The following is a 25,744-nucleotide window of genomic DNA, read 5'->3' on the forward strand; positions in this document are numbered from 1 at the left end:
ATTCCTTTCTGGCGGCACGACCGGCTCGGGCTGGGTCACCGGGGCGGGCGGGGCCGGCGGCTCGGTGCGGTGCCGCGCCGGGCGGCGGACCGGCCGCCGCAGCGGGGCGACCTCGTCGTTGACCGGCTCCGGCTCGACCGGGTTCGGGACGAGCTCCGGCTTCGGCGGGGTGATCGGCTGCTCCGGCTCGGACTCGGCGAGCGGGGCGAGCAGATCGGTGCGCACCAGCACGATGGCCCGGGTGCCGCCGTAGGCCGACTCGCGCAGGTGCACCTGGATGCCGTGGCGGGCGGCCAGCCGCGCGACCACGAACAGGCCGAGGCGCGGTTCGTCGGACAGGGCCATGATCCCGAAGTCCGGCGGATCGGCCAGCATCGCGTTGATCTCTTCGGTCTGGTCCGGCTCGAGCCCGAGGCCCTGGTCCTCGACCTCGATCACGACGCCCTTGCCGACCACGTTGCCGCGCACCTCGACCCGCGACTGCGGCGGCGAGAACGACGTCGCGTTGTCGATCAGCTCGGCCAGCAAGTGCACGAGGTCGCCCACGACCGGGCCGCGGATGGCGATCTGCGGCAGCGCCGCCGTCTTGACCCGCGCGAAGTCCTCGGTCTCGGCGGACGCGCCGCGGACCAGCTCGGCCAGCCCGACCGGGTTGCGCCACTGCCGGCCCGGCTGCCCGCCACCGAGGATGATCAGGTTCTCGGCGTTGCGGCGGGCGCGGGTGGAGAGGTGGTCCAGCTGGAACAGCGTGTCCAGCTGCTCCGGGTCCTCCTGCTTGCGCTCGGCCTGGTCGAGCACCTTGAGCTGCCGGTGCACGATGACCTGGCTGCGGTGGGCGATGTTGAGGAACACCGTCTTGGTGCCCTCCTTGGTCTTCGCCTCGTCGATGGCGGCCGCGATGGCGGTCTGCTGCGCCTTGTTGAACGCGTCGGCGACCTGGCCGATCTCGTCGGTGCCGTGGTCGAGGAAGTGGCCGCCCTCTTCGAGGTCGACGGGCTCGCCCGCCTGCACGCGGGCGACCAGCTCGGGCAACCGGACCTCGGCCGCGTCGAGGGTGTCCTCGCGCAGCCGGTGCAGGCGGCCGATGAGCCGGTTCGACAGCCGGACGGCGACGAACACCACGAAGACCGCGAACAGGACGGCGATCACGCCGGCGATGAGCGACTCGGTGAACGTCGAGTCGGCATCGTCGATGGCGGCCGCGCTCGCGTTCGAGCTCTGCGCCACGAAGATGCCCATCAGGGCGTCGCCGACCTGGCGGGCGGCGGTGCGCCACTGGTCCTGCGCCACCGGCAGCTTCGACAGGTCACCGCGCAGGAAAGCGGTTTCCACCTGGGTGACCGTCTGCCACGGCTGGCTGGCCAGCAGCTGGTCGTACTTCGCCTTGACCTCGGGGATCATCTTCGGCGCCGACGCGTCGAGCTGCGCGTGGTAGGCACCGACCTGGCCGACGTAGGTGCGGAACTCGTCGTTGCCGAGGCCGCCGGCGGCCAGCCCGGCCGCGGCGAGCGCGTCACTGCGCTGCATCTCGTCCGCCGCGGTGAACAGCGGAATGGCGGTCAGCCGGTCGAACGCGTTCTGCGCGCCGCGGGCGTTCTGCGCCAGCCCCGCGACACCGTCGGTGAACTGGTCGATGATCTTGTTGTAGTAGCCGAACGCCTGCAGCATCTGCATCTGGCCGCTGTCGACCGCCTGGCGGGTCTGCGGCAGCTGCTGGAACAGCCCGAAGAACGTGGCGATGTTCTTCTGGACGCTCGGCGGCGTCCCGTCGTAGTCGGCGAAGTTGTCGCGGAGGTTCTCGATCTCCTTCGCGGCGGTCGCGTCGACCTTCGGCCGGACGGCCGCGAGCACGGCGCGCTGGTTGCCCTGGCCGGCCAGCAGGCTCAGCGTCGCCTGGCGCTCCTGCTGGAGCGCGGCGAAGAACGGGATCGCCGGGGCTTCCGAGTTCCGGATCTTGGTCGTGTAGTCGCGCGCGGTGACCGCGTCGTAGATGAGGTAGCCCGCGAGGGCCACGCCGACGAGCAGCAGGGCCACACTGGGGATGAGCGCGATCGTGAGCACGCGCTTCCGAATCGAGGATCCCCGGTTGCGTCGAAGAGAAATCTGCTTCACCTGGGTCCGTTTTCCTTCCGGCAGTACATGGTTTCGGGTCGCCCGAGGTGGTCAACACCCGGATTCCGACCAGCCGGATCAACATCACCGTGGTCTGCTTCGCCCGCGACGACGGTATGCAGCCGCTCAGGGCGCGTCAAGTCCGTGGCGAGAACGTGATCTTGGAACGGTGACCCGTCCACACTTGCTGCCTGCGCTTGGAAAGTCCACCACCGAAAGTCGTGACGTTCGTCCCAGCACGACTTCCGTTCCGTCCCTTGGGTGCAGGCTCTTCACTGGTGCGATCGACCCAAGGGTCCCGCCGGGATCCGCTACGTACGGAACGGCCGGATGGTTCGGTGAGAAACGTCACGAGCGCGGCACGGCGGCCGGTGCCCGCTCCTTCGTCCGGGGTTCGCGGTCTCCGCGAAGCGGAATTGCGCGGCATTCGCCACCACCACCGCGGATTCCCCGGACGGCGAGCCCGAATTCCCGCTATTCCGCATACGCGACGGATCGGCCACGGCGCGTGGCGCCCGCCCGGGGCCTGGAACCGGTTCCGCGGCCGTCAGCCCGGGAACTCGTCGGCGAGGGTGTTCCAGAACTGCAGTTCGTAGCTCTGGAACAACCGCGCGTAGAGATGGGCTTCGCGTTCGTCGAGCCGGTGCGCGTCGATCCCCGCCTGGATCGCGGCGAGCGCTTGTTCCTCAATTTCCGGAACGTCCGCAGCGAAGAAGTCGAAGAAGGCGCACTCGTCGTCGCCGAAGCCGTAGTGCCGGCGCATGCCCGCGGCGACGTCCCGGCAGTACCGGCCGAAGGCGGCGAAGTTCGCGAAGATCCCCGCCGCGGTCGCCGACGACTCGCCGTTCAGCGCGAGCCACGCGACGTACGCGGGGTAGGCCTGGCAGCCCGCGCGCGGCCGTTCCTTCCCGTGGTCCGGACCAGCCGCCTCGATCAACGCGTCGAGCATCCCGTTCGCCTGCTGCTCCCCCGGCGCGAGACCGCCGAAGAACGTGCGCGCGTTCGGTTCGTCGGCGCGGGCGGCCAGCGCGTGGAAACTGCGCCAGTCGCTCAGCGTGATCCGCTTCTCCTCCGCGGCGAGCGCGGCGAACACCGCGCGCGGCGCGCGGCCGGCGGTGATCAGCGGGACGAGCCGGTTGTCCGCGTCGCGCGGCGCGAGTTCCGACTGGATCTCTTCGAGCAGTTTCCGGGCCGACCGCGTCATCGCTTCCCCCTAGAAGTCCTCCTCCATTGAACCGGAGTTCGCGCGCCGGCGCCCGTGTGCACTGTGGACAGTCGTGGGGAGCTCACCGCGAGAGCCGGTGTGAAGGGGACGTTTGGCGTGGCCGCGATTCTCTATCCACCCGGCCGGGGAGCCAATACAGTGTGGGCCATCTTCAGCACCGAGGAGGCCAGCGTTGACCACCCCGTCCGTCGCCGAGCAGACCGAAGGCCTGACGATCCCGCGGCTGCTGCACCGCAACGCGGTCGACTACCCGGACCTGCCGGCGATCACCTCGCTCGACATCGAAGGCAAGCCGACGCTCAGCTGGCTGGAGTTCCGCACCGCGATCGCCGAGGTCTCGTGCGGCCTCGCCGGGCTCGGGCTCGCCGCCGGCGACCGGATGCTGATCATGGCCCCCGGCTGCCCGGACCACATCATCGCCGACCTCGCCGCGACGCACCTGGCCGCGATCCCGTGCACCGCCTACGCCACCCTCAGCCCGGACCAGATCCGGTTCGTCGCGCGGCACAGCGCGGCGCCGGTCGTCGTGCTCGGCGGGGAGAACGAGCTGGCGCGCTGGCGGCAGGTGCTCGACGACCTCCCGGCCCTGCGCCACATCGTCGTGCTGGACGCGGCCGCGATCCCCGAGGGCGACGACCGCTTCCACTCGTTCGCCGACGTGCGCGCCGCGGGCCGGGAAGCGCTTGCCGCCGACCCCGACGCATTCGACCGGTCGTGGCAGGAGATCAAGCCGGACGACCCGCTGTCGATGATCTACACCTCCGGCACCACCGGCGACCCCAAGGGCGTAGTGCTGTCGCACCGCAACGCGATCCACCAGGCGTACGCGGTGACCGAGCTGCACCACCCGCCGATGCACGCGTCGAACATCGCCTACCTCCCGCTCGCGCACATCGCCGAGCGGGAGCTGTCGATCTACCTGCCGATCGTGTGGGCCGGGCACGTGCACACGCTCGCCGACCCTTCCGGCGTCGTCGGGGCGCTCGGCCAGGTGCACCCGGAGAGCTTCTTCGGCGTCCCGCGCGTGTGGGAGAAGATGGTCGCCGGGCTGAAGAACATGCTCGGCGGCGTGCCCGAGGACAAGCGCACCGCGCTCCTGCAGGCGAACGAGCTGCTGCAGCAGGGTTACAAGCTGCGCAGCGCCGGGCAGCCGGTGCCCGAGGAGCTGGCCGAGAAGATCCGGCGGACCGACGAGGCGGTGCTCGCCCCGATCCGCGCGCTGCTCGGGCTCGACAAGGTGCTCGTCGCTTCCAGCGGCGCGGCCGCCCTGCCGGTGGAGATCATCTACTTCCTGGCCGGGCTCGGCGTCGAGATCTGCGAGGTCTGGGGCCTGTCGGAGACGACCGGCGCGGCGACGTCGAACTCCGGCTCGGACTTCCGGGCCGGGACGGTGGGCAAGCCCCTCGCCGACGTCGAGGTGAAGGTCGCCGAAGACGGCGAGCTGCTGGTCCGCGGCCCGATCGTCTTCCTCGGCTACCTGCAGGAGGACGGGACGATCAAGGACGCCACCGACGCCGACGGCTGGTACGCCACCGGCGACATCGGCACGGTCGACGAAGACGGCTTCGTGACGATCACCGACCGCAAGAAGGAACTGATCATCACCTCGAGCGGCAAGAACATCGCCCCGACCCGCGTCGAGGGCCTGCTCAAGGAGCACCCGCTGATCGGCCAGGCGGTCGCGATCGGCGACGACCGGCCGTACGTGACGGCGCTGATCGTGCTCGACGACGAGATCGCCCCGGGCTGGGCCGCGGCGAACGGCGTCGAGGCGGCCCCCGAAGAGCTCGCCGACCACCCGGCCGTGCGGGCCGAGCTGGAGCGCGCGGTCGAGTCGGCGAACAGCAGGCTGGCCCGGATCGAGCAGATCAAGCGCTACCACGTGCTCCCGAAGGCGTGGACGCCCGAGTCCGGCGAGCTGACCCCGACGCTCAAGCTCAAGCGCCGGGTCATCAACGACCGCTACGCGGCCGACATCGAAGCCCTGTACGCGGCGGCCCGCGACCCCGAGCCGGCCGCGGGGTCCTAGGCGGTCCGGGGCGAGGTCGACTCCGTCCACTTGCGCAGCCGCGGCGGGACGCGCTTTTCCAGGCCGTAGTTCTCCAGGTGGGCGGAGAAGACCTCGTCGAACGCCTTCTGCACCGTCTCGGTGTCCCACACCGGGCGCTCGAGGATCGGCTGCTTGAGGAACGGCTGGCCCATGACGTGCAGCTGCGGGCCGTTGCACCGGATCATCTGGCCGGTGATGCCGTGCGAACCGTCGCCGAGCAGGAACAGCACGACCGGCGCGATCCGGGCCGGCGTGCGGTCCGGCGGGCACGCGCGCAGCGAGCGTTCGGACTTCCACACCATCCGCGTGTGCGCGAGCGGGCAGACGGCGTTGACACGGATGCCCTGCTCTTCGAGGTCGAGCGCCCAGGAGTAGGTCAGCGACGCGACCGCGCCCTTACTCGCCGCGTACACGCCGAGCTTGCGCTGCCCGAGCGACGCGCCCGAGGAGATGTTGACGATCGAGCCGCCGGTGCCGGCGTCGACCATCGCCTTGATCGCGGCCAGGCCGGTGTTCACCACGCCCATGACGTTGACCGCGACGAGCTCGCGGGCCTGCTCGGCGTCGTCCTCCCAGGGCAGCGCCTCGTAGTTCAGGCCGGCGTTGTTCACCAGCCCGTCGATCCCGCCGAACTCCTTGACGCAGAGGTCGACGATCTCCTGCGCCTCCCCGGCCTCGGCCACGCTGTGCCCGCTGGCCACGGCGCGGCCGCCGTGCGCGCGGATGTTCTCCGCCGTGCGCTCGGCCAGCTCGGCGTCGACGTCGTTGACGACCACCGCCCCGCCCGCCCGCGCGACGTGCACCGCGAACGCTTCGCCCAGACCACGGCCGGCGCCGGTCACCACGACCGCCTTGCCCTGCATCAACCCGTCCATCGTCGTCTCCCCGCTCTGCGGCGCGCCGCCATTGGCGCGGTCCGTCCACCCCGGCCGGCTCTGCTGTCCAGTCTTGGCCCGTTCGGTCCAGTGGGGCATCGTCGCGACGACGAGCGGCCGCCGCCCTGCGCCGAGCGAATCCGGTTCGATCAGCCCGGAGGTACCCGCGCGCCGGTCACGGCCAATCACCGGTCCCCGAGGGGGGCGTAACCCGATCGGCTCCGAAGGGAGCGGAGGCGCGCGTTCCGGGGACACCGGCGCGTAATCGGCGGCATACTGTTAGTGCTTCCGGGAGGACGAGTGTGACTCCCCCGGACGGGGTCGTCACACACGAGGCACAATGCGGACGATCCATTCACTCGATCGGGGGACGGTGGTTACGAGGTGACGACGCGCGCGACTCCCCGGCTCCGGGCCGTACTGGCCAACCGCGAGTTCCGCGCGCTGTGGTTCGCCGAAACGCAGTCGATGCTCGGCGACCAGCTCACCATCGTCGCGCTGGCCATCCTCATCTTCGACCGGACCGGGTCGCCGCTGCTCTCCGCCGTCGTCTACGCGCTGACGTTCCTGCCCGCGCTCGCCGGCGGGCTCGGGTTGTCCCAGCTCGCCGACCGGTTCCCGCGGCGGGCGGTGCTGGTGACCGGCTCGCTCGCCCAGGCGGTGCTGATCGGGCTGATGGCCCTGCCCGGGATGCCGATGGGCTGGCTGTTCGTCCTCTTCGTCTTCGCCCGGCTGGCGAACGCGCCGGGCAACGCGGCGCAGAACGCGCTCGGCCGCGAGATCTTCGGCGACGACGACGTCTACCTGCAGAGCCAGGACCTGCGCGGGATCACGAACAACACCGCGATGCTGGCCGGCCTCGCCGCCGGCGGCCTGCTGGTGACCGGCATCGGCACGTCGTGGGCGCTGGCGATCGACGCGCTGACGTTCCTGGTCGCCGCCGTCGTCGTGCGGCTGGCGGTGCTGCGGCGACCGGCCGCGGGGGACGGCGCCGCCCCGTGGTTCGGCGCCGTCCGGCAGGTTTTCGGCGACGAACGGCTCCGGGTGCTGCTCTACCTGTCGTGGCTCGTCGGCCTCGCGGTGATCCCGGAGGGCCTCGCCGCGCCGCTCGCCGCACAGCTGGGCGCGGGCGATCAGGCGGTGGGCTGGCTGCTGGCGGCCGATCCGCTCGGCTTCGTCGTCGGGACGTTCCTGCTGTCGCGGTTCGTCTCGACGGAGCACCGGCGCCGGCTGCTGGGGGTGCTGGCCGCGCTGCCGCTGGCCGCGCTCGCGGCGTTCGCGCTGCGGCCGAACCTCGCGGCCGCGCTGGTCCTGCTCGCGCTGGCCGGCGCGACGGGCGCGTATGTCATCACGGTGTCGGCCACGTTCATCACGTGGGTGCCCAACGACATCCGGGGCAGCGCCGGCGGGCTCTACCGGACGGGGCTGCGGGTCGCCCAGGGTGTGGGCGTCGGCATCGGCGGGCTCGTGGCCCAGTGGATCGGGTCCGCGGACACGACGATCGCGCTCGCGGGGGCGGTGGGGCTGCTGCTGGCGGTGCCGGTCGCGTTGTCCTGGCGCCGCGTCGGCGGCGCCGAACCGGAACCGCGGCCGTCATGAGCGGGACGGATCACCAGTCACGGTTGGCCATCGGGTGCCACCTCTCTGTGCTGCCAAGATCATGAATGGCATTCGCGGACTTCACGGGCGACAATTCGCGGATGGTTCACCAGTCGCGGTTGCTCATGGGGGACACCTCCATGCGGGGACAGTCTCGCGGGAATTTTCGCGCCGCGTTCCCGGCAGTTCCTCCGGGGCCTTGGCGAGTCCGTTGCTGTGGGATGGTACCCGGCTGCGGAATGCGTGAACACTCTGCCAGGTACCGATGAGATTACTCAAGACGGCGACTAGGCTGGAAAGGAGGTGACCAATTGCATCCAGGACCGGACGGCGGCCCGGGCGCGCCGGACGAGCCGGCCGCGGCGGAGCCGACGCAGCGGGGAACCGCGGCGGAACAGGGCGTGACCACGGACGGGACCGCGACCACGACGGGTGATCCACTCGCGACCGTCCGAACCGGCCACGCCTACCGCCCGCGCAACTGGGCGCTGTGGCGCCGCCGCCCGGCACAGGTCGCATTCATGCTCGTGGCCGAAGCCGTCGCGGCCGCCATTCTCGTCGTCGCGTTCGCCCGCTCGCCGATTCCGTCCGGAAACGACTGGATCAATTTCGCGATCCTGGCGGCGGGGGCCACCGTGCACATTCAGCTGACGCAGCGCCAGGAAGAGCGGCGACGAAACCGGGCGAATACGGTGCTGATCGACCTCACCGCCGTCTGGACGTTTTCCGCGGCGATGATACTGCCGGTGCCGCTGACGCTTTCCGTCATCGCCGTGATCCGAGCGCAGCACTGGTTCATCGCGCGCCGCCCGGCGCACAACTTCGTTTTCTCGTCCATTACCCACGGCCTCGCCGGCACGCTCGCGCACCTGACGTACACGGCGCTGGGACCGCACCTGCTGGGCACCGCGGGCTGGGGCGGCTTCCTGCGCGAGTTCGGCACCATCGTCGTCACCGGCGCCATCTACGAGGCGATCCAGATCGTGTACGTGGGCGGGGTCCTGCTGCTCGGATCGCCCGCGGGGCGCAGCGTCCGTAACGTACTGGGCAGCCCGGCCGACAACATGCTCGAAGCGATCACCATCGGCCTGGGCGCGGTGACCGCGATCCTGCTCGACGCCGTCCCGCCGATGGTGGCGGTGATGGCCGTGGTCACCGTGGTCTTCAATCGGCTCGCGGAACTCGACCAGCTCCAGAACGACGTCCGGACAGACCCGAAAACCGGGATTCTCAACATGCGCGGCTGGTCGGAGTCGGCCGAGCGGGCACTGGAACGCACCGCTCGATCGGGTGATCAACTGGCACTGCTGATGGTCGATCTCGACCACTTCAAGTGGATTAACGACACCTATGGACATCCGGCGGGCGACGACGTGCTCCGCACGGTTGCGCAAACCCTCGACGAAGTGACGAGACCGAGCGACTTGGTCGGCCGTTTCGGGGGTGAGGAATTCCTCATTCTGCTCCCCGACATCGACGAAGAGTCGACGTGGGACGCGGCGGAACGCATACGTGTTGCGATTGCCAAGTTGCATATCGTGACAACGGACAAGCGCGGCGATCCGGCCACGATCGCCGACCGGACGACCTCGATCGGGGTGGCCCGCCACCCCCGCCACGGAGACACGCTGGAGCGGCTGCTGCAGTCCGCGGACGCGGCGGTGTACCTGGCCAAGGAGAACGGCCGCGACCAGGTGTGTTTCGCCCCCGACACCCCGGGCGGCGGGCTCCCCACCGGCTCCCCGCCCGACCGGTCGTGAGTGGTCCGGGCGGTTAGAGCCGCCCTGATCACTCACGAGGCCGGCCGAGCCCGCGCCAGCCGGACCGTCAGTTCGCGCTTCACCAGCACCTCGGCCGACGTCCCCTGGGCCACCGCCGACTCCAGCCGCAGGCTCTCGCCCCGGTACCCCGCCGACTCCAGCCGCAGCACCTTCGCCCCCGGCGCCGGGCGCGGGTGGCACCAGTGGCGCACCACCCCGGTGCCCTCCGGGTCCTTGCGCAGGATCAGGTACTCGTGCCCCAGGTCGTCGGTCACCCGGCCGAGGCCGTTCCACCACAGCGCCCGCACCGCGAGCGCCGGACCGTCGCCCGTCAGCTCCACCGGCGGGTCCGCGCGGATGTCGACCCGGAACCCGCTCGCCCCCACCAGCACCGACCGGGCCTCGAGAAAGCCCGCGCGGCCGTCGACCACCAGGGCCTTCCCGCCGCCCTCCGCCCGCGGCAGCAGTTCGGCCACCGCCAGCTCCGCCGCGAACCGGCCGTCCGAAGCGTCCGGGACCAGCGGCACGCCGCGCAGCGAGTCGGCCAGCAGGCGCGCTCCCGTCGCCGTTGCCCAGCCCAGTGCCGCCGTCCGCAGGCCGGGTTCCGTCCGGACCCGCGACAGCCGGGAGCCGCGCCCGCTGAACCGGGCCGCCCGGACCAGCCGCGCCGCCTCCGGCGCGTCCGAGCCGAACAGCCCCGTCATCGCGCGGTCGAGCGCCCGCGCCTGCGCGGCCAGCACCGCCCGCACCACCGGCCCCGGCCGGGCGGACGCCAGCTCCGCCGGCGAACACGAACGCAACGCCCGCGCCAGCACCCGCAGGTCCGGGGAGGACGGCGAGCGCAACGCCGCACCGGGAGCGAGCCGGCGCAACGCGCACACCGTGTTCTCCACGGGCACCACAAGCGAGCCCACCGCACGCCCTCCTGGTCGCCGCACCCCCGTCCGTCATTCTCGCGGGTCCGGGCCGGTCGCGGAACGTAAGAAGGGGCAGCCCGGCGCGCCACCCGATCGGGCAACGCGATCCCGGGGGTTATCCCCGTGTCGCCGTCCGGAGGGGGCTGGCACCCTGGGACCATGCCAGCGACCCAGCCGCCGCGTGTCCGCCGACCCTGGTCGACGTCCGGCTGGCTGCTGCTGGTCCTGCTGGTCGTCTTCGCGTACGGCCTGATCGCCTCGCGCCCGCCCGCGCCGCCGGACCAGGGCCCGCCCACCGGCGACGTCCTGGCCGCGCAGAACGCCATCGAGGCCCTCGTCCACCCCGGCCCGCACCCGGACGCGCTCGCGCGGCTGCCGAAGGACTTCACCGCGCTCAGCGGCGTCACGCCCGGCGCGATGCCGGCCCGAGACGGCACCGTCCGCGCCGTGCACACCGACGGCGGCTGCTCGACGCCGTGGGGCGACGACAACACGAAGTGGGACTACGCCGTCCCGTGCAAGGCGCACGACCTCGGCTACGACCTGCTGCGCTACGCCGACCGCAAGGGCCACCCGCTCGGCCCCGAGGTCCGCGAAGCGCTCGACAACCAGCTGTCCCACGACATGCACCACGCCTGCGACCTCAACCCGATGAACTCGGCGGGCACCTGCCGGCTCGTCGCGACGCTCTACTCGGCGGGCCTGGTCGTCAACTCGTGGCACCAGCGCTGGGGCCCGCCGGTCGGCGATCCGATCGGGCCGATGGTCGCCGGCGTGCTCGTGATCGCCTGCCTGCTGGTGTTCCGGCTGCGCGGCTGGCTGCGCGCCCGCCGCGAGCCGCGGGTGCCGGCGCCGGCCCCGGCTCCCGCCGAGGTCAGCCGGTGGGCGCTGCTCGGCGCGGGCGGGGTCGTCCTGCTGCTCGTCGGCGAGTCGGTGACGGCGCTCGCGGACTGGGCGGGCGCGTCCGAGTCGTCCCTCTGGCCGCTGACCTGGCTCGCCCAGCTGGCCCCGCTGATCTTCTTCGCCGGCGGCCACGCCAACGCGGCGGGCTGGCGCGCCGAACAGGACCACGGCGGCGGCTACCGCCACTTCCTGGCCGAACGCGCGAGCCCGCTCCTGCGGCCGGCGTTGATCTTCGCCGTCGTCGCGCTCCTGACGCCGCTCGCGCTCGAGCTCCTCGGCATCCCGGCCGGGACGACGGCGACGGTCATGCGGATCGCGCTGCACCCGCTCTGGCTGCTCGGCGTGTACCTGTTGACGATCGTCTGCGCGCCGCCGCTGCTGGCCCTGCACCGCCGCGCGCCGGTGAGCGCCGCGGCCGGGTTGCTCGCGCTGGTCGTCGGCGGCGAACTGGCCGCCGACGCGACCGGCTCGCCCCTGCCCCGCTTCGCGGCGACGTTCGCCCTCGCCCTCCTCGCCCAGCAGCTCGCCTTCGCGCACGCCGACGGCGTCCGCCCGTCGCGACGGCTGCTCGCCGCGGCCGCCGCCACCGGGGTCGCCGGCCTGGCCGTGGCAAGTGTCCTGCGCGGCGGGCCACCCGTCCTGCTCGGCAGCCCGGGCGCCCCGGCCGCGTTGTCGGCCCCGCCGTGGGGCGTGCTGCTGCTCGGCCTGGTCCAGCTCGGTGTGCTCGGGCTCGTGGCAGGCCCGCTGACCCGGCTCGGCGACCGGCCGCGCGTCGCCGCCGCCTGCCGGTTCGTCCTGCGCGCGCCGATGAGCCTCTACCTGGCGTTCCTCGCCGGGATGCTGCTGCTCGTCGCCGTCGTCTACCTGCCCGGCCGGATCGCCGACGGCCTGAGCTGGCTGGTGCGGCCGCGCACGCTGGTCGCGGTCGGGCTGCTCGCGGTGCCCGCGACGCTCGTCTTCTGGTGGTTCGAGCGGCACGCCCACGGCGGCCGGCGGCCCCGCGCGGCCGAGCTGCCGGGCCGCCGGACGGTCGTCCTGACCCGGGCCGCGGCCGCGTTCGGCATCGGCTACGCGACGCTCGGCGTGTTCGGGTTCGCGCTGACCCGCTTCGGCGGGGTGGCCGCCGACGCCGACCTGCTCGGCCTGCGGCTCGACCCGATCCAGAGCCTGGTGCACCTGCTGCTCGGGGTGTTCCTGCTGCACACGATCCGGCTCGGGGCCGGCGCGGCGACCGGCACCTGGCTCGCCACGGCGCTCGCCTGCGCGCCCTCGCTGCTGTTCGCCGACGGCAGCGGCACGTCCGAGCTCCTCGGCGTCACGCTCCACGCGGCGACCGCCGGGTTCGCCCTGCTCGCGGCGGCGGGCACCCTGCTGCCGGCCCGCCGGGCGGCGAACGCGGCGTCCTGACCAGGCGTAACCGGCTCGAATGCGGGAAACTGGGTGGTGCGTGCCACATTCACCGGGGGATGTGTAACGCTACGGCAACCAGGTGAGGGCACCATGCGTCCCAACCCCAGGACCACCGGATCGAAGCAGTGAGGAGGCGCCCGCGTGGATCACCCGCCTCGGAACGGGCAAGGCGACCGCCGCCCCGCCCGGCCCTGGCAGGACGAGCCAGGCCGGCGCACCCCGCCGCCCCGCCGCCCCGCGCCCCGCCGTGACCCGGTGGACGCGCGCCGGAGCGCTCCGCCGGCCCGCCGGCCCCAGCCCAAGCCCGCCCCGCGCGCCCGCCGCAACTCCTTCCGCGGCGCGAAGATCGCGCTGGCGGTCGTGTCCTTGCTGGTGATGGGCCTGACCGGGTACGCGTGGGCGGCCATGCAGGGCCTGGTGAACGGGCTGAACTACGCGAACGTGATCAGCGACGGCGGTGGCGGCGACAAGCCCGCCGACGGCGCCCGCGACATCCTCCTGGTCGGCCTGGACAGCCGCACCGACGCCCAGGGCAACCCGCTCTCGCGCGAGGTGCTCGACGAGCTGCGCGCCGGCGACTCCGACGGCGAGCTGAACACCGACTCGCTGATCTTCGTGCACATCCCGAACGACGGCAGCAAGGCCGTCGCGATCTCGCTGCCCCGCGACACCTACGTCGACATCCCCGGCGGCTACGGCAAGCACAAGATCAACTCGGCCTACGCCCGCGCGATGCTCGCGGCGCGCAAGGACCTGCAGAAGCAGGGCGTCACCGACCCGAAGGAACTCGACGTCAAGGCCAACCAGGCCGGGGCGAAGGAGCTCATCGCGACCGTCGAGAAGCTCACCGGGTCGACCATCGACAACTACGCCGCGGTCAACCTGCTCGGCTTCAGCGACATCACCAAGGCCATCGGCGGCGTCGACGTCTGCCTCAACAACAACGTCAAGGACCAGTACTCCGGCGCGGACTTCACCAAGGGCCAGCACACGATCTCCGGCGTGCAGGCGCTGGAGTTCGTCCGGCAGCGCCACGGCCTGCCCAACGGCGACCTCGACCGGGTCGTCCGCCAGCAGGTGTTCATGGCGGGCATGGCGCGCAAGGTGCTCTCGGCGGGCACGCTGACCAACCCGTCGAAGCTGTCCGACCTGATCGACGCCATCAAGAAGTCGGTGGTGCTCAACCAGAACTGGGACATCTTCGGGTTCGCCCAGCAGATGAAGGGCCTGACCGGCGGCCAGCTCGAGTTCCGCACGATCCCGGTGAAGAACGTCGAGTACAAGACGCCCGAGGACGGCGTCGCGATCCAGGTCGACCCGGCCGAGGTGAAGCAGTTCGTGCAGGGTCTCGCCGGGCCGCAGCCGGGCGCCACGACCCCGCCGGCGCAGCAGGCCGACCCCGCGAACAAGGCGACCACGGTCGACGTGCGCAACGCCTCCGGCAAGACCGGCCTGGCCGCGAGCGTCGCCAAGACCCTGGAGGCGAAGGGCTTCACCTCCGGCGACACGGCGAACGCGACCGCACGCAAGACCACGGTGATCTGGGTGCCCAAGGGCGGCAAGGACAAGGGCCAGGCCGTCGCCGACGCCCTCGGCGGTTCGCCGACGATCCAAGAGGACAAGAGCGTCCAATCGGGACACGTGATGGTGTTCCTGGGCGCCGACTACGAGGGCACGAACGCGGGTGCGAGCGCCGGGTCCGGGGCCGCCACGGGCGCGACGTCACAGGCCGCGGCTCCCCCGCCGGTCGCCGACGAGGACAAGCCGATCACGGCCGAAGGCGTTCCCTGCGTCAACTGAAGACGGCGGAAACAGCGTCTTCACAGCGTTCTCCGTAGTCTGCAAACTGCAAGTTGCACACCGGCTTCCCCGCCGTTAACCCGTTCGGCCTAACTCGCGCAATCGGTATCAAAGACATGCCCGAAATCGCGTAAGGGCCGGGCTCCTGCGCACTTACATACACGTGAGGGTGCACCTGCACGGGAAACTTGTCACCACCGTGCGAGTGCCGCGGGAGAGCACGGCAGGGGACATTGATGTGCTGATCGACGCTGAGGAGTATCAGCGGATTCTCGGAGACGAGCTCCGCAAGCTCAGGCGCAGCCGCGGTTGGACGCGCAAGGAGCTGAACCAGCACCTGCAGAGCGAAATTTCGCTGCAGACGCTGGCCACCTACGAACTGGGCACCAGACAGTGCTCCGTGGTGCGGCTGGTCGAGCTGTGCGTCGCGATGGACGAGCTGCCCCAGGACCTGCTGGCCAAGGTGCACCGCCGGGTGTTCGTCGACGAGCCCGGCCGGGTCCGCGTCGACCTGCGCAAGGTCGTCGCCGACGCCTCCGACGACCTGCTGCCGCTGCGCCGCTGGGCCGAGGACCGGCTGCACCAGGCCGGCGAGCACGGGGCCGGCGAGGTCGCGCTCGACCTGCCGGCGCTGGAGCGCATGGCCGAGCTGTGCCGGCTGCCGACCGTGGACCTGATCGCGCGCCTGCGCCGCTACGCCTCCCGCTGATCCCGCCGGTCGTGAGTGTTCGGGGCGGTTCTAACCGCCCTGAACACTCACGAGCGTCAGCCGACCAGGAAGTCCTCGCGCCGCACCTTGCGCGTGTCCAGCCAGTACCGCCAGGTGAAGCCCGGCCAGATCGTCCGGTTGACGCCCTTCGCGTCCAGGTACCAGCTCTTGCAGCCGCCGCGCGTCCAGATGCCCTTCGCGAGCTTGCGCTGGATCGCCGTGTTGAACCGCTCCTGCACCTCGGGCCTGGGTTCGATGGCCTTGCCGCGAGCCAGCCGCAGCGCCTCGGCGACGTAGGAGATCTGGGCCTCGATCATGAAGACGACGGAGTTGTGCCCGAGCCCGGTGTTCGGGCCGAGCAGGAAGAACAGGTTCGGGAAGCCGGCGACGGTGATCCCGAGGTGCGTCCGCATCCCCTCGGTCGCCCACTCCTTGCCGAGGTTGCGCCCGTCGCGGCCGACGATCTCCAGGTCGTCGAAGGCATCGGTGACGTGGAAGCCGGTGCCGTAGATGATCACGTCGGCCTCGTGCTCGACCCCGGCGGCGTCGACGACGCTGTGCTCCCGGACCTCGCGCACGCCCTCGGTCACGACGTCGACGTTGTCCCGCGCCAGCGCCGGGTAGTAGTCGTTGGAGATGAGCACGCGCTTGCAGCCCATGGTGTAGTCCGGGGTGACCTTGCGCCGCAGCGCCGGGTCGGTGATCGCGCGGTCGATGTTGCGCTTGGCCAGCCGCTGCCCCAGCTTCATCACCCACGACTGGCCGTTGAAGCCGATCGCGCGCGCTTCGAGCATCCAGTACAGCAGGTTGCGGTAGGCGCGCTGGGCCGGCGGGAACGCCTTGAACAGCGCGCGGGTGCGCCCGGACATCTCGTGGTCGGCCTTCGGCATGATCCACGGCGGCGTGCGCTGGAACAGCGTCAGCTCGTCGACCTCGGGCGCGATCTTCGGCACGAACTGGACCGCGCTGGCGCCGGTGCCGATCACGGCGACCTTCTTGCCCTTCAGGTCGACGTCGTGGCGCCACCGCGCGGAGTGGTAGGCCGGGCCTTCGAACCTCTCGATGCCGGGCAGCTCCGGGATCATCGGCAGGTGCAGGGCGCCGACCCCGGCGACCAGCGCGTTGCCCACAAACTCGTCGCCGCCCCTCGTGGCGACGTGCCAGCGGTTCTCCTCGGCGTCCCAGCGGGCGCCGGTCATCTCCTGGCCGAAGCGGATGAACCGGCGCAGGTCGTGCTTGTCGGCCACCTCGCGCATGTACCGCCAGATCTCCGGCTGCGGCGAGTACGCCCGCGACCAGTCCGGGTTCTGCTCGAAGGAGAACGAGTACATGTGCGACGGGATGTCGCACGCGCACCCGGGGTAGCTGTTGTCCCGCCACGTGCCACCGACGTCGTGCGCCTTTTCGAGGATGACGAAGTCGTCACGCCCCTCTTTGCGCAGCTGGATCGCCATGCCGAGACCGGAGAACCCGGTCCCGACGATGACGACCCCGGTCTCCGTGCGGTTGCCCATCGCGCCTCCCGGTTGCCTGTTACTCGTCGTCCAGCTTACTCAGAGTAGGTTACTACCGGTAGAGTCTCACCCGTGACCACCGCCAAGCGCAAGCGCATGCCCCGGGCCGACCGGATGCGCCAGATGATCGAGGTCGCCGAAGAGGTCTTCGCGGCACGCGGCTACGCGGCGGCGTCCATGGACGAGATCGCCGAACTCGTCGGCGTCTCCAAGCCGATGCTCTACGAGTACTTCAACTCGAAGGAAGGCCTGCTCCTGGCCTGCATCCGCGAGTCCCGCGCGATCCTGCGCGAAGTCACCGAGCAGGCCACGGTCGGCGCGGCCACCGCCGAGGACGCCCTGCGCCGCGGCCTCCTCGCCTTCTTCGTCTTCATTCGCGAGCGCCGCCAAGCCTGGTCGCTCCTGCGCCACGAGATGGCCCTCATCGGCACGCCGGCCGCCGACGAGGTCGAGGAAACCCGCCGCCAGCAGACCGACCTCATCGCCGCCCTGATGAGCGGCCACTTCGACAGCGGCGACGACCTCCGAGCCGAAGCGGCCGCGGAATTCGTGGTCGGAGCCTGCGAACGGCTCGCGATCTGGTGCGAGCGACACGACGAAGTGAGCCCCGAACTCGCCACCGAATACGCCATGGACGTGCTGTGGAGCGGCCTCCAGCACCGTGCACGGTAGTTTGCAAGTGCATTAGGCCATTCGGTCGTTACTCAGCGCTGTCGTGTCCTGTGACACAGAGTTGCTCTACGGTATCCAAGACACGGTAGAAAGTGATGCTGGATTTTTACAACCGAAGAGGGGGCGCGAGTACCGCGTCATGGGAATGCGGTAGCCGCGTCACGGTTGTGTCAAGCATGCTGGAGAGGGAGAGGGGCGTGAGGCAGATGGTGGAAACGATCACGGCGACGTACACCCAGGAAGACGCCGACTGGAAGATCACGGTCAGCGGCCGAGGCAAGGAACTCACCGCGCGAGCACCCGGCATCATCGCCGCACGCGACCGCGCCGACCAGCTCGTCGAGGAACTCGGCGGCGACGGCAAGACCACCGTCGTCCACCTCCTCAACGGCAGCGCGTTCGAGTTCACCCAGACCTACATGACAGCCCGGCTGACCCTCCCCAAGCTCCCCCCGCTCGAGGTCCCGCCACCCGGCAGCGTCCCCAAACAGGCCGCCGCCGAAAAGAAGCCGGCACTCCCCCCGAGCAAACAGCTCCCCAAAGCGGTCGAGGAAAGCAAGCCGGCCACCGAACCCGCCGCCGAGAAGAAAGCCGAGCAGGCCCGCGCCTGAGAGGCCCTACTTCAGCAGCTTGCGCACCAACAGGACCAACACGAGGATCCCGCCACCGATCAACGGGTACTTCACCTTCGGGTTGTCCAGCTTCGCACGCACCCCACGCTGCGCCGCATCAGCGAGCTTCTTCGGGTCGGCCTTGACGGTCAGCTGATCAAGCGTCGCCGCCAAAGCGGTCCTCGCCTGCTCGATCTCACGCTCGATCGTCTCCGGATCGCGAGCCACATGTCCTCCTCGCCGCAACAACTACCGCACCCAACTTAGACGACCGCCCCGCAACCACCACACCGGCCACGCCGCACGCTACGCTGCCAACCGCAGCGGGCCCGTAGCCCAATCGGCAGAGGCACATGGTTTAGGTCCATGCCAGTGAGAGTTCGAATCTCTCCGGGCCCACGTTTCGCTTCCTCCTTCGACGCTTCGCGTCTTCGTCGGGCTTCACTTCGTCGTCTCCTCTGGGGGTGCAACCCCCAGACCCCGCCCGGCGGGCTTCGCCCCCGGACCCCCTTCCCGGGGCTTCGCCCCGGACCCCTCTCCTGGGGCTTCGCCCCGGCCCCTTCCCGAGGCTTCGCCCCGGACCCTGCCGAGGCTTCGCCCCTGCCCTCCCTGGGGCTTCGCCCCTGGTCCCTTCCGGAGGCTTCGCCCCGGACCCTCTCTCCCCGGGGCTTCGCCCCGGACCCCTTTCGGGGCTTCGCCCCGGGCCCCGCTCTTCGTCGTTGTCAGCTTTGGGTTTGCGGCTGCCAGATTTCCTCCGCGTACTCCCTTGGCGTTCGGGGCTTCTTCCCCGTCAGGCGCTCGAAGTCGTCCGTTACCGGTGCGAACACCCCCGCCCTCACCAGCCTGAACAGGTGCAGCATGTGGTTCACCCATGCCTCGGGGCGGCCCGACTTCGCGAAGTGCTCGCGGTGCTCCTCCGGTGTTGCGTCCACGTGGTGGATGGGCCGGCCCGATGTCTTGGCCAGCAGCTCTGCCATCTCCGCGAACGTCAGCTGCTCGGGCCCCGTGATCGTGTAGCCGCGGCCTTCGTGGCCCTTCTCCGTCAGGACCCTGGCCGCCGCCTCCGCCAGGTCTCTCGTGTCCGTGAACCCCACCCTGCTGGTTCCGCTGCCCGCGTACAGCTCGTTCGCCTCCCGCAACGCCCTCGCGAAGACCCACTCGTCCTCGTCGAAGTTCTGCAAGAACCAGCTGGGACGCAAGATCGTCCAGCTCTTGCCCGAGTTCTCCACCGCCAGCTCCACCGCCCGGCGGGGTGCGCCGGGCGGTGTCTTGTCCACCCCCACCGCCGACATCAGGACCACCCTCGTCACCGCTCCCGCCTCCGCGAGGAACCTCGCCACGATCGACGCCGCGTCGTCGTCGCTGTCCAGCCCCTTGAGGAACACCGCCTTCGCGTTGCCGAGCGCCGGCGCCCACGTCCGCTCGTCGTACCAGTCGAACCTCACCGGTGTCACCAAACCGCTCGGTTCGCCCGGGTGGCGGCTGGCCGCCCGGACCGGGACACCCGCCCTCGTCAGCGCCTCGACCACTCGCTTGCCCGCCTTGCCCGTCGCACCTTCGATCCACACCGTCATTGCTTCAAGTTAGAGCCCGCCTGCGAGACGGTGAATGGCTCAAACGCTCGTTGCCTTGTCCGAACGTCTCGCTATGGTGGACTGATGGATGTACTCGCCGACGTTCTCGCCGCCCTGCGGGCCGGCACCCCGGTTGCCGCCCACACCGAGGCGCACGCTCCCTGGGGACTGCGCTTCGAGCACATCACCGGGGCCGCCTTCCACGTCGTCCTGCAAGGCACCTCCTGGCTCACTCCGCTGCCCGGTGCCGCCGCCTTCGAGCCGGTCGAACTCGGGCCCGGCGACGTCGTTCTGCTCGGTCGTGGGGTTCCGCACGCCATGACCTCGGCACCCGGCACGCCCTTGACCGATTTCCGGCCCACGCGGCCTTCCCCGGCCACCCCCTTCGGGCGCGTCTCGCTCCCCGGTCCCGGTGCCCGGGCGACCGTCGTCTGCGGTGCCTACCGGCTGCGCCGGCACCGGCCGCACCCGCTCCTGCGGGACCTCCCCGAAGTGCTGCACCTGCCCGCCGAGCCCGGCCGGCACCCCGGCCTGCGAGCGATGGTCCAGCTTCTCGGCGACGAACTCGCCGCGCACCCTCCCGGGGCCGCCGTCGTCGCGCCCTCCCTCGTCGATGCCCTGCTCGTCTACATGCTGCGGGCCTGGCTCAGTGAGACCGCCGGCGCTCCCGGCTGGTCGGGAGCCCTCGCCGACCCCGTCACCGCGCGGGCCCTGGCCGCCATCCACGGCGACCCCGCCCGCGCGTGGACCGTCGAACAGCTCGGCGCCGCCGCCGGGCTCTCGCGGGCCGCCTTCGCCCGGCGGTTCACCTCGATGGTCGGCGAACCGCCGCTCACCTACCTCACGCGCTGGCGGCTGACCACCGCCGCCCGGCTGCTCCGCGAGTCCGACCGGCCGATCGCGCAAGTCGCCGCCGCCGTCGGCTACGGGTCGGCCTTCGCCTTCGCCAAAGCCTTCCGGCGCGAGTACGCCACCACCCCGGGCAGCTACCGCGGCGCCGAGCTCAGCTGAACTCGACCACGATGTGCGGCGCCAGCGCCCGCAGGAAGTCGGCCGCGTCGAACATCTCGCCCGCCGACGCCACACCCGTCGCCTTCGTCCGTCCACTCAGGACCCGCTCCACCGCCTCGACCGCCAGCGGTGCGCTGACCGCGTAGATGTCCTCGCCGCGCGCGACGGCCCGGCGCTCCTCCCCACCCGCGCGGACCACCACGTCCACCACGAACGTCTCCGCCGCGTCGCGCTCGTGCGCCGCCGCCAGGCCCTCCGCCGCGTCGGCCGTCATGTAGCTGGTGACGTCGGTGACCTTCAGGTGCCGCGGGATCGTCACGATGTCCGCCATCGAGAACTCGCCCAGCACCCGCCTGGTCCCCAGCGGCTCGGGGAACGTCCACTCCAGCGACGGCAGCGCGTCCTCGCGGTGCTCCAGCCTGCCGCCCGCGAACCGGATGCGCCTGCCCCCACGGCGTTCCCGCGACACCCGGCCCGCCGCGAGCGTGCCCGGCGTCGGGTGCCAGCCGCTCAGGCCGTACGCCACGTCGATCCGGTCGGCCGCCGGCCAGTCGCCCATCGCCGCCGTCGCCAGCAGATCGGCCAAGCCGCCGAAGAACGCCATCGCGGGCACCACCACCGAGCCGACGTCCAGCGCGAACGTGTCGAGGTTCGCCTCGATCTCCGCCGCGACGTCCACGTACGGCACACCGGCCCGCGCCGCCGCCTCGACCACCGGGCGCGCGGTCACCGCGAACGGGCCGGCGCAGTTGATCACCGCGGCGACCCCCGCCAGCGCGCGGTCGAGCGACGCCGGGTCGTCGACCGACGCCGGCCGCCCGCCCGGGAGCTTCGCCGCGTCGCGCCCGGAAAGGACCGGCGTGAAGCCGCGTGCGCGCAGCTCGGCCACCACGAAGCGGCCGGTGTGTCCATAAGCGCCGTAAACCAGAACCGAAGTCATGCGGCCATCCTCGCGACGGCGTTCCGCTCGCGACAGTGTCCGGAACGACGTGCTGCGTACACTTTCGGACATGCACGCTGTCGCGCTGGCCGCCACCGACGGGATGCTGTCGTTCGAGCTGACGATCGCGTCCGAGGTGTTCGGCGACGACCCGCGGTACGACTTCGCCGTCTGCGGCGCGGCGCCGGTCCGCGTCGGCCGCTTCCTGCTCGAGCCCGACGACGACCTCGGCAGGCTGGCGCGCGCGGGCACGGTACTCGTCCCCGGCTGGGCCGACGTCGACGCGGACCCGCCCGCCGACCTGATCGCCGCGGTGCGGGCGGCCCACGCGGCCGGCGCGCGGGTGGCCTCCCTCTGCACGGGCGCGTTCGTGCTCGCCGCGGCCGGCCTGCTCGACGGCCTCCGCGCGACGACGCACTGGGCGCACACCGACGTCCTCGCCGCCCGGTTCCCGCGGGTGACGGTGGACCCGGACGTGCTGTACGTCGACAACGGCAGCGTGCTGACCTCGGCGGGCAAGGCGGCGGCGATGGACCTGTGCCTGCACCTGGTCCGCGCCGACCACGGCCCGGCGGCCGCCAACGCGGTCGCCCGCCGCCTGGTCGTCCCCCCGCACCGCGCGGGCGGCCAGGCCCAGTACGTCGCGACGCCGGTCCCGGCCCGCGACGACCACCCGCTCGCGGCACTGCTCCCGTGGATCACGGCGCGCCTCGACCAGCCGCTGACGGTCGAGGACCTGGCCCGCCAGGCCAAGGTGAGCACGAGGCACCTGACCCGCCACTTCCACGCGGCGACCGGCACGACGCCGCTGCGGTGGCTGCTGACCCAGCGGATCCGGCGGGCACAGGAACTGCTGGAGAACACCGATTCCCCGGTGGAGACGATCGCGGCCTCGGTGGGGATGGGCACGGCGACGACGTTGCGGCGGCACTTCAACCGGACGGTGGGAGTGCCCCCGGACACCTACCGGCGCACCTTCCGCGGTCAGTAGCGCACGTCGCTCTCCAGCAGCGGCGGGTACACAGTGGACGGTTCGCCGTCGACCGTCGCGCCCGCGAACTGCAGCATCGCCCGCTGGGCGCCGTGCATCGGGGCCGGGTAATCCAACGTCGGCGCGGAAACCTCGTCCAGGCGGGCCAAGTCCGCCGCCGGGAGCGTGACCTCCAGACCCGCCAGGTTGCCCGTCAGGTGCTCCAGCCGCCGCGCGCCGACGATCGGGACCACCGTGCCCGGCCGCGCCCGCAGCCACGCCAGGGAAACCGCCGCCGACGTCGTCTCCAGCGCCGAAGCGATCGCGGCCACCTCGTCGATCACGACGTACTCGGCCGGCGAGGGACCACCCACGAACGCCGCGCGGGCCGAATCCGGCGCCGCCGAGCCGCGCCGGTACTTGCCCGACAGGAAACCGTTCTTCAGCGGGCTCCACGGCGTCAGCGCGATGCCCTGGTCGAGCGCGAACGGCGCCAGCTCCCCCTCCACCGTCCGCGCCAGCAGCGAGTACTCGACCTGCAGCGCGATCAGCGGCGTCCAGCCCCGCAGCAGCGCGGTCGTCTGGGCCTGCGCCGTCACCCACGCCGGGGTGTTCGAGAAGCCGACGTACCGGATCTTGCCCGCCCGCACCAGGTCGTCGAGGGTCCGCAGCGTCTCCTCGATCGGCGTGTGCCGGTCCCAGTTGTGCAGCCAGTACAGGTCGAGGTGGTCGGTCCGCAGCCGCCGCAGCGACTCGTCGAGCTGGGCGATGATCGACGCGCGCCCCGCGCCGCCGCCGTTGGGGTCGCCCGGGAACATGTTGCCGAAGAACTTCGACGCCAGCACCACCCGCGAGCGCAGGCCGGGACGCGCGGCGAAGAAGTCACCCAGGATCTTCTCGGAGTGGCCGTTCGTGTAGAAGTTGGCCGTGTCGACGAAGTTCCCGCCGAGGTCGAGGTAGGTCGCGAGGATCTTCTCGGACTCCTCGACGCTGCAGCCGGCGCCGCCGGGGTCCTCGCCGAAGGTCATCGCGCCGAGCGCGAACGGGCTGACGCGCAGCCCGGACCGGCCGAGGGTGACGTAGTGGTCGAGTGGCATGGAACTCTCCTCCGGTGTCGGATTGACACCCCCAGAAAACCGCGAACGACCAGCTCAGCGGTAGATCGATCCACGCGGGTTCTTGCACGATCCGCGCAACCTGGGTTGTCCTGAGCAAGCAGGCGTGCTTCCCTGGCGAAGTGCTGACCGAGCTGCGCCACCTCGTCGCCGCCCACGCGCGCCGACCTGCGCACTTCCGTCCCCGGCCTGCTGCTGTCCGAAGTGGACACCAGCGAGCCGCACCACTCGCTGGCCGAGCCGCTCCTGGTGGTCATGGCCCAGGGCGGCAAGCGGCTGCTGCTCGGCGAGCAGGTGCACGAGTACCGCGCCGGGCAGTACCTGCTGGTCGGCGCCGACCTGCCGGTGACCGGCCACTTCGTCGGCGCGACGCCGGAGACGCCGGCGCTGGGCGTCGGCCTGGAACTGCGGCCCGCGGCCATCGCCCCGCTGCTGCTCGAAGCCCCGCCGGGCCGGTTCCCCCGCACCCCGCCGCCGTCGCCGATCGCGACCGGGGACGCGAGCCCCGAGCTGCTCGACGCCGTCGTCCGGCTGGTGCGGCTGCTCGACCACCCCGCCGACGCGCCCGTGCTCGCCCCGCTGATCGAACGGGAAATCCTCTGGCGGCTGCTGACCGGCCCGCAAGGCGGCCTGCTCCGCCAGATCGGCCTGGCCGACAGCGGGCTGGCCCACGTCGGCCGCGCGATCAAGTGGATCCGCGAGAACTTCGCCGAACCGATGCGGATCGACGAGCTCGCGAAGCTGAGCGGGCTGAGCCCGTCGGCGTTCCACCGGCACTTCCGCGCGGTCACGGCGATGAGCCCGCTGCAGTTCCAGAAACGCATCCGCCTCCAGGAGGCCCGTTCGCTGCTGCTCGCCGATGCCGGTGACGTCGCCGGCGCCGGGCACCTCGTCGGCTACGACAGCCCGTCGCAGTTCAACCGCGAATACCGCCGCCTCTTCGGCGCCCCGCCCGGCCAGGACGCGGCCCGGCTGCGCGCGGCGGCCGCCCCGGGGCCGCAGCTGCCCTGACGTCCGATCCGTTCAAGACCCGCGCCCGCCCCGGTGCGACGCTGAGCGCATGGCTGTGAACCTTTCCGCGGCGGCGTCGTTCATGGCGACGCACGCCCGACTCCTCGACCGACGCCGCTTCGAGCTGCTTCGCGGCGAAACCCACGCCGACGCCGTGCTGGCCGCCGTCGACGGCTACCGCAACCCCGACGGGGGCTACGGCTGGGGCCTCGAGCCCGACCTGCGGGCGCCCGAAAGCCAGCCCGGCGGCGCGCTGCACGCCTTCGAGGTCTTCGAAGAGCTCGGCCCGGACACCACCCCGCACGCCGCCGCGCTCTGCGACTGGCTGGCCTCGGTGTCGACCCCGGACGGCGGCCTGCCCTTCGCCCTGCCCGTCGCCGACCCGGCGGGCTGCGCGCCCTTCTGGGTCCACGCCGACCCGAAGGAGGCGACACTGCAGAGCACGGCGTTCGCCGCCGGCGTCGCCCTGCGCGTCGCCCGCCACGACCGCGCGGTGCGCGAGCACCCGTGGCTCGCCGCGGCGACCGAATACTGCTTCCGCGAGATCCGCGGGCTTTCCGAAGCACCGCACGCGATCGCGCTGTCGTTCGCCGTCGGCATGGTGGACGCGGCGCACGACTTCCACGCCGAGGCGGCCCCGCTGCTGGACCGGCTCGCCGCGTACGTCTCCCCCGACGGACTGGTCCCGGTGGCCGGCGGTGCCGAGGGGGAAACCCTGCGGGCGCTGGACTTCGCGCCATTGCCGGACCGCCCGGCCCGCGCGTTGTTCGCGGACTCCGTCGTCGACGCGGAGCTGCGGCGGCTCGCCGGGCAGCAGCAGGACGACGGCGGCTGGCGCGTCGACTTCGCGAACTATTCGCCCGCCGCGGAACTCGAATGGCGCGGGTACGCGACCGTCCGCGCGGTGTCGATCCTGCAGCGCAACGGCGTCGTCTGAGCTGCTACACGAGCGATGCCGAGCTTCAC

The 25,744-nt window shown here is 71.7% G+C and carries 20 protein-coding genes, 1 tRNA gene and 1 pseudogene; 13 read left to right on the top strand and 9 right to left on the bottom strand.

All coding sequences use genetic code 11. The features are described 5' to 3' along the window. On the bottom strand, positions 1-2,061 hold a 2,061-nt coding region (locus tag AB0J40_RS15035), incomplete at its 3' end, for a nitrate- and nitrite sensing domain-containing protein (RefSeq protein WP_364452599.1). 598 nt (positions 2,062-2,659) lie between these two features. After that, complete coding sequence (locus AB0J40_RS15040; RefSeq protein ID WP_364452602.1) at positions 2,660-3,316, bottom strand: transcriptional regulator; 657 nt, start codon at positions 3,314-3,316, stop codon at positions 2,660-2,662. A 193-nt stretch (positions 3,317-3,509) separates the two neighbouring features. Between AB0J40_RS15040 and AB0J40_RS15045 the strand changes: the two genes are divergently transcribed. After that, entirely contained in the window at positions 3,510-5,366 is a 1,857-nt protein-coding gene (locus AB0J40_RS15045; protein ID WP_364452604.1) for an AMP-binding protein, read from the top strand. On the opposite strand, the gene AB0J40_RS15050 is transcribed toward AB0J40_RS15045, so the two are convergent. Further along, on the bottom strand, positions 5,363-6,262 hold the full coding sequence (locus AB0J40_RS15050) for an SDR family oxidoreductase (RefSeq protein WP_364452607.1): 900 nt from the start codon (positions 6,260-6,262) through the stop codon (positions 5,363-5,365). The genes AB0J40_RS15045 and AB0J40_RS15050 overlap by 4 nt on opposite strands. A 384-nt stretch (positions 6,263-6,646) precedes the next feature. Here AB0J40_RS15050 and AB0J40_RS15055 point away from each other — a divergent pair, with 384 nt between their 5' ends. Together AB0J40_RS15055 and AB0J40_RS15060 are read left to right on the top strand one after the other, a co-directional pair. After that, positions 6,647-7,861 (top strand): MFS transporter, encoded by a 1,215-nt coding sequence (locus AB0J40_RS15055; RefSeq protein ID WP_364452608.1) that lies wholly within the window; start codon positions 6,647-6,649, stop codon positions 7,859-7,861. 311 nt (positions 7,862-8,172) lie between these two features. Further along, positions 8,173-9,621, top strand: a complete 1,449-nt coding sequence (locus AB0J40_RS15060; protein WP_364452610.1) for a GGDEF domain-containing protein — start codon at positions 8,173-8,175, stop codon at positions 9,619-9,621. A gap of 32 nt (positions 9,622-9,653) precedes the next feature. Here the strand turns inward: AB0J40_RS15060 and AB0J40_RS15065 are convergent, their stop codons facing one another. Beyond that, positions 9,654-10,535, bottom strand: coding sequence for a hypothetical protein (locus tag AB0J40_RS15065; protein ID WP_364452613.1), 882 nt, complete (start codon positions 10,533-10,535; stop codon positions 9,654-9,656). A 162-nt stretch (positions 10,536-10,697) separates the two neighbouring features. Between AB0J40_RS15065 and AB0J40_RS15070 the strand changes: the two genes are divergently transcribed. The 3 genes from AB0J40_RS15070 to AB0J40_RS15080 all read left to right on the top strand — a co-directional run bounded on the left by AB0J40_RS15070 (position 10,698) and on the right by AB0J40_RS15080 (position 15,360). After that, entirely contained in the window at positions 10,698-12,848 is a 2,151-nt protein-coding gene (locus AB0J40_RS15070) for a phospholipase A2 (RefSeq protein ID WP_364452616.1), read from the top strand. Positions 12,849-13,226: 378 nt separating this feature from the next. Continuing rightward, complete coding sequence (locus AB0J40_RS15075; protein ID WP_364453650.1) at positions 13,227-14,651, top strand: LCP family protein; 1,425 nt, start codon at positions 13,227-13,229, stop codon at positions 14,649-14,651. Between the two features lie 238 nt (positions 14,652-14,889). Then, positions 14,890-15,360, top strand: a complete 471-nt coding sequence (locus AB0J40_RS15080) for a helix-turn-helix domain-containing protein (protein WP_364452618.1) — start codon at positions 14,890-14,892, stop codon at positions 15,358-15,360. Between the two features lie 56 nt (positions 15,361-15,416). Here AB0J40_RS15080 and AB0J40_RS15085 read toward each other — a convergent pair whose 3' ends face one another. Then, complete coding sequence (locus AB0J40_RS15085) at positions 15,417-16,874, bottom strand: NAD(P)/FAD-dependent oxidoreductase (RefSeq protein ID WP_364452620.1); 1,458 nt, start codon at positions 16,872-16,874, stop codon at positions 15,417-15,419. Positions 16,875-16,988: 114 nt separating this feature from the next. Here AB0J40_RS15085 and AB0J40_RS15090 point away from each other — a divergent pair, with 114 nt between their 5' ends. Both AB0J40_RS15090 and AB0J40_RS15095 read left to right on the top strand, forming a co-directional pair. Next, positions 16,989-17,546: a helix-turn-helix domain-containing protein gene (locus tag AB0J40_RS15090; RefSeq protein ID WP_364453653.1), complete on the top strand. Its 558-nt coding sequence runs from the start codon at positions 16,989-16,991 to the stop codon at positions 17,544-17,546. A gap of 206 nt (positions 17,547-17,752) precedes the next feature. Beyond that, the gene (locus tag AB0J40_RS15095) at positions 17,753-18,157 is read left to right on the top strand and encodes a hypothetical protein (protein WP_364453656.1); all 405 of its coding nucleotides are present in this window, start codon (positions 17,753-17,755) and stop codon (positions 18,155-18,157) included. Positions 18,158-18,163: 6 nt separating this feature from the next. Here the strand turns inward: AB0J40_RS15095 and AB0J40_RS15100 are convergent, their stop codons facing one another. Beyond that, entirely contained in the window at positions 18,164-18,385 is a 222-nt protein-coding gene (locus AB0J40_RS15100; protein WP_364452623.1) for a DUF3618 domain-containing protein, read from the bottom strand. 97 nt (positions 18,386-18,482) lie between these two features. Between AB0J40_RS15100 and AB0J40_RS15105 the strand changes: the two genes are divergently transcribed. Beyond that, positions 18,483-18,556: transfer RNA gene (locus AB0J40_RS15105), tRNA-Leu, on the top strand. 323 nt (positions 18,557-18,879) lie between these two features. Here the strand turns inward: AB0J40_RS15105 and AB0J40_RS15110 are convergent. Further along, a complete protein-coding gene (locus AB0J40_RS15110; RefSeq protein WP_364452625.1) occupies positions 18,880-19,731 on the bottom strand; it encodes an NAD(P)H-binding protein in 852 nt (283 codons plus the stop codon). An 84-nt stretch (positions 19,732-19,815) separates the two neighbouring features. Here AB0J40_RS15110 and AB0J40_RS15115 point away from each other — a divergent pair, with 84 nt between their 5' ends. Beyond that, on the top strand, positions 19,816-20,742 hold the full coding sequence (locus AB0J40_RS15115; protein WP_364452628.1) for an AraC family transcriptional regulator: 927 nt from the start codon (positions 19,816-19,818) through the stop codon (positions 20,740-20,742). Here AB0J40_RS15115 and AB0J40_RS15120 read toward each other — a convergent pair. Beyond that, complete coding sequence (locus tag AB0J40_RS15120) at positions 20,735-21,682, bottom strand: saccharopine dehydrogenase NADP-binding domain-containing protein (protein ID WP_364452631.1); 948 nt, start codon at positions 21,680-21,682, stop codon at positions 20,735-20,737. The two genes, AB0J40_RS15115 and AB0J40_RS15120, sit on opposite strands and share 8 nt — an antisense overlap. Positions 21,683-21,752: 70 nt before the next feature. Between AB0J40_RS15120 and AB0J40_RS15125 the strand changes: the two genes are divergently transcribed. Further along, positions 21,753-22,673, top strand: a complete 921-nt coding sequence (locus AB0J40_RS15125; RefSeq protein ID WP_364452632.1) for a helix-turn-helix domain-containing protein — start codon at positions 21,753-21,755, stop codon at positions 22,671-22,673. On the opposite strand, the gene AB0J40_RS15130 is transcribed toward AB0J40_RS15125, so the two are convergent. Beyond that, positions 22,667-23,749, bottom strand: a complete 1,083-nt coding sequence (locus AB0J40_RS15130) for an aldo/keto reductase (protein WP_364452635.1) — start codon at positions 23,747-23,749, stop codon at positions 22,667-22,669. The two genes, AB0J40_RS15125 and AB0J40_RS15130, sit on opposite strands and share 7 nt — an antisense overlap. Before the next feature lie 140 nt (positions 23,750-23,889). Between AB0J40_RS15130 and AB0J40_RS15135 the strand changes: the two are divergent. Further along, positions 23,890-24,778, top strand: a pseudogene (locus tag AB0J40_RS15135) (AraC family transcriptional regulator). Positions 24,779-24,827: 49 nt separating this feature from the next. Next, positions 24,828-25,715, top strand: coding sequence for a hypothetical protein (locus AB0J40_RS15140; protein ID WP_364452636.1), 888 nt, complete (start codon positions 24,828-24,830; stop codon positions 25,713-25,715). Positions 25,716-25,744: the final 29 nt, after the last annotated feature.

It is taken from the genome of Amycolatopsis sp. NPDC049691 (assembly GCF_040675005.1).
Taxonomy (GTDB): Bacteria; Actinomycetota; Actinomycetes; order Mycobacteriales; family Pseudonocardiaceae; genus Amycolatopsis.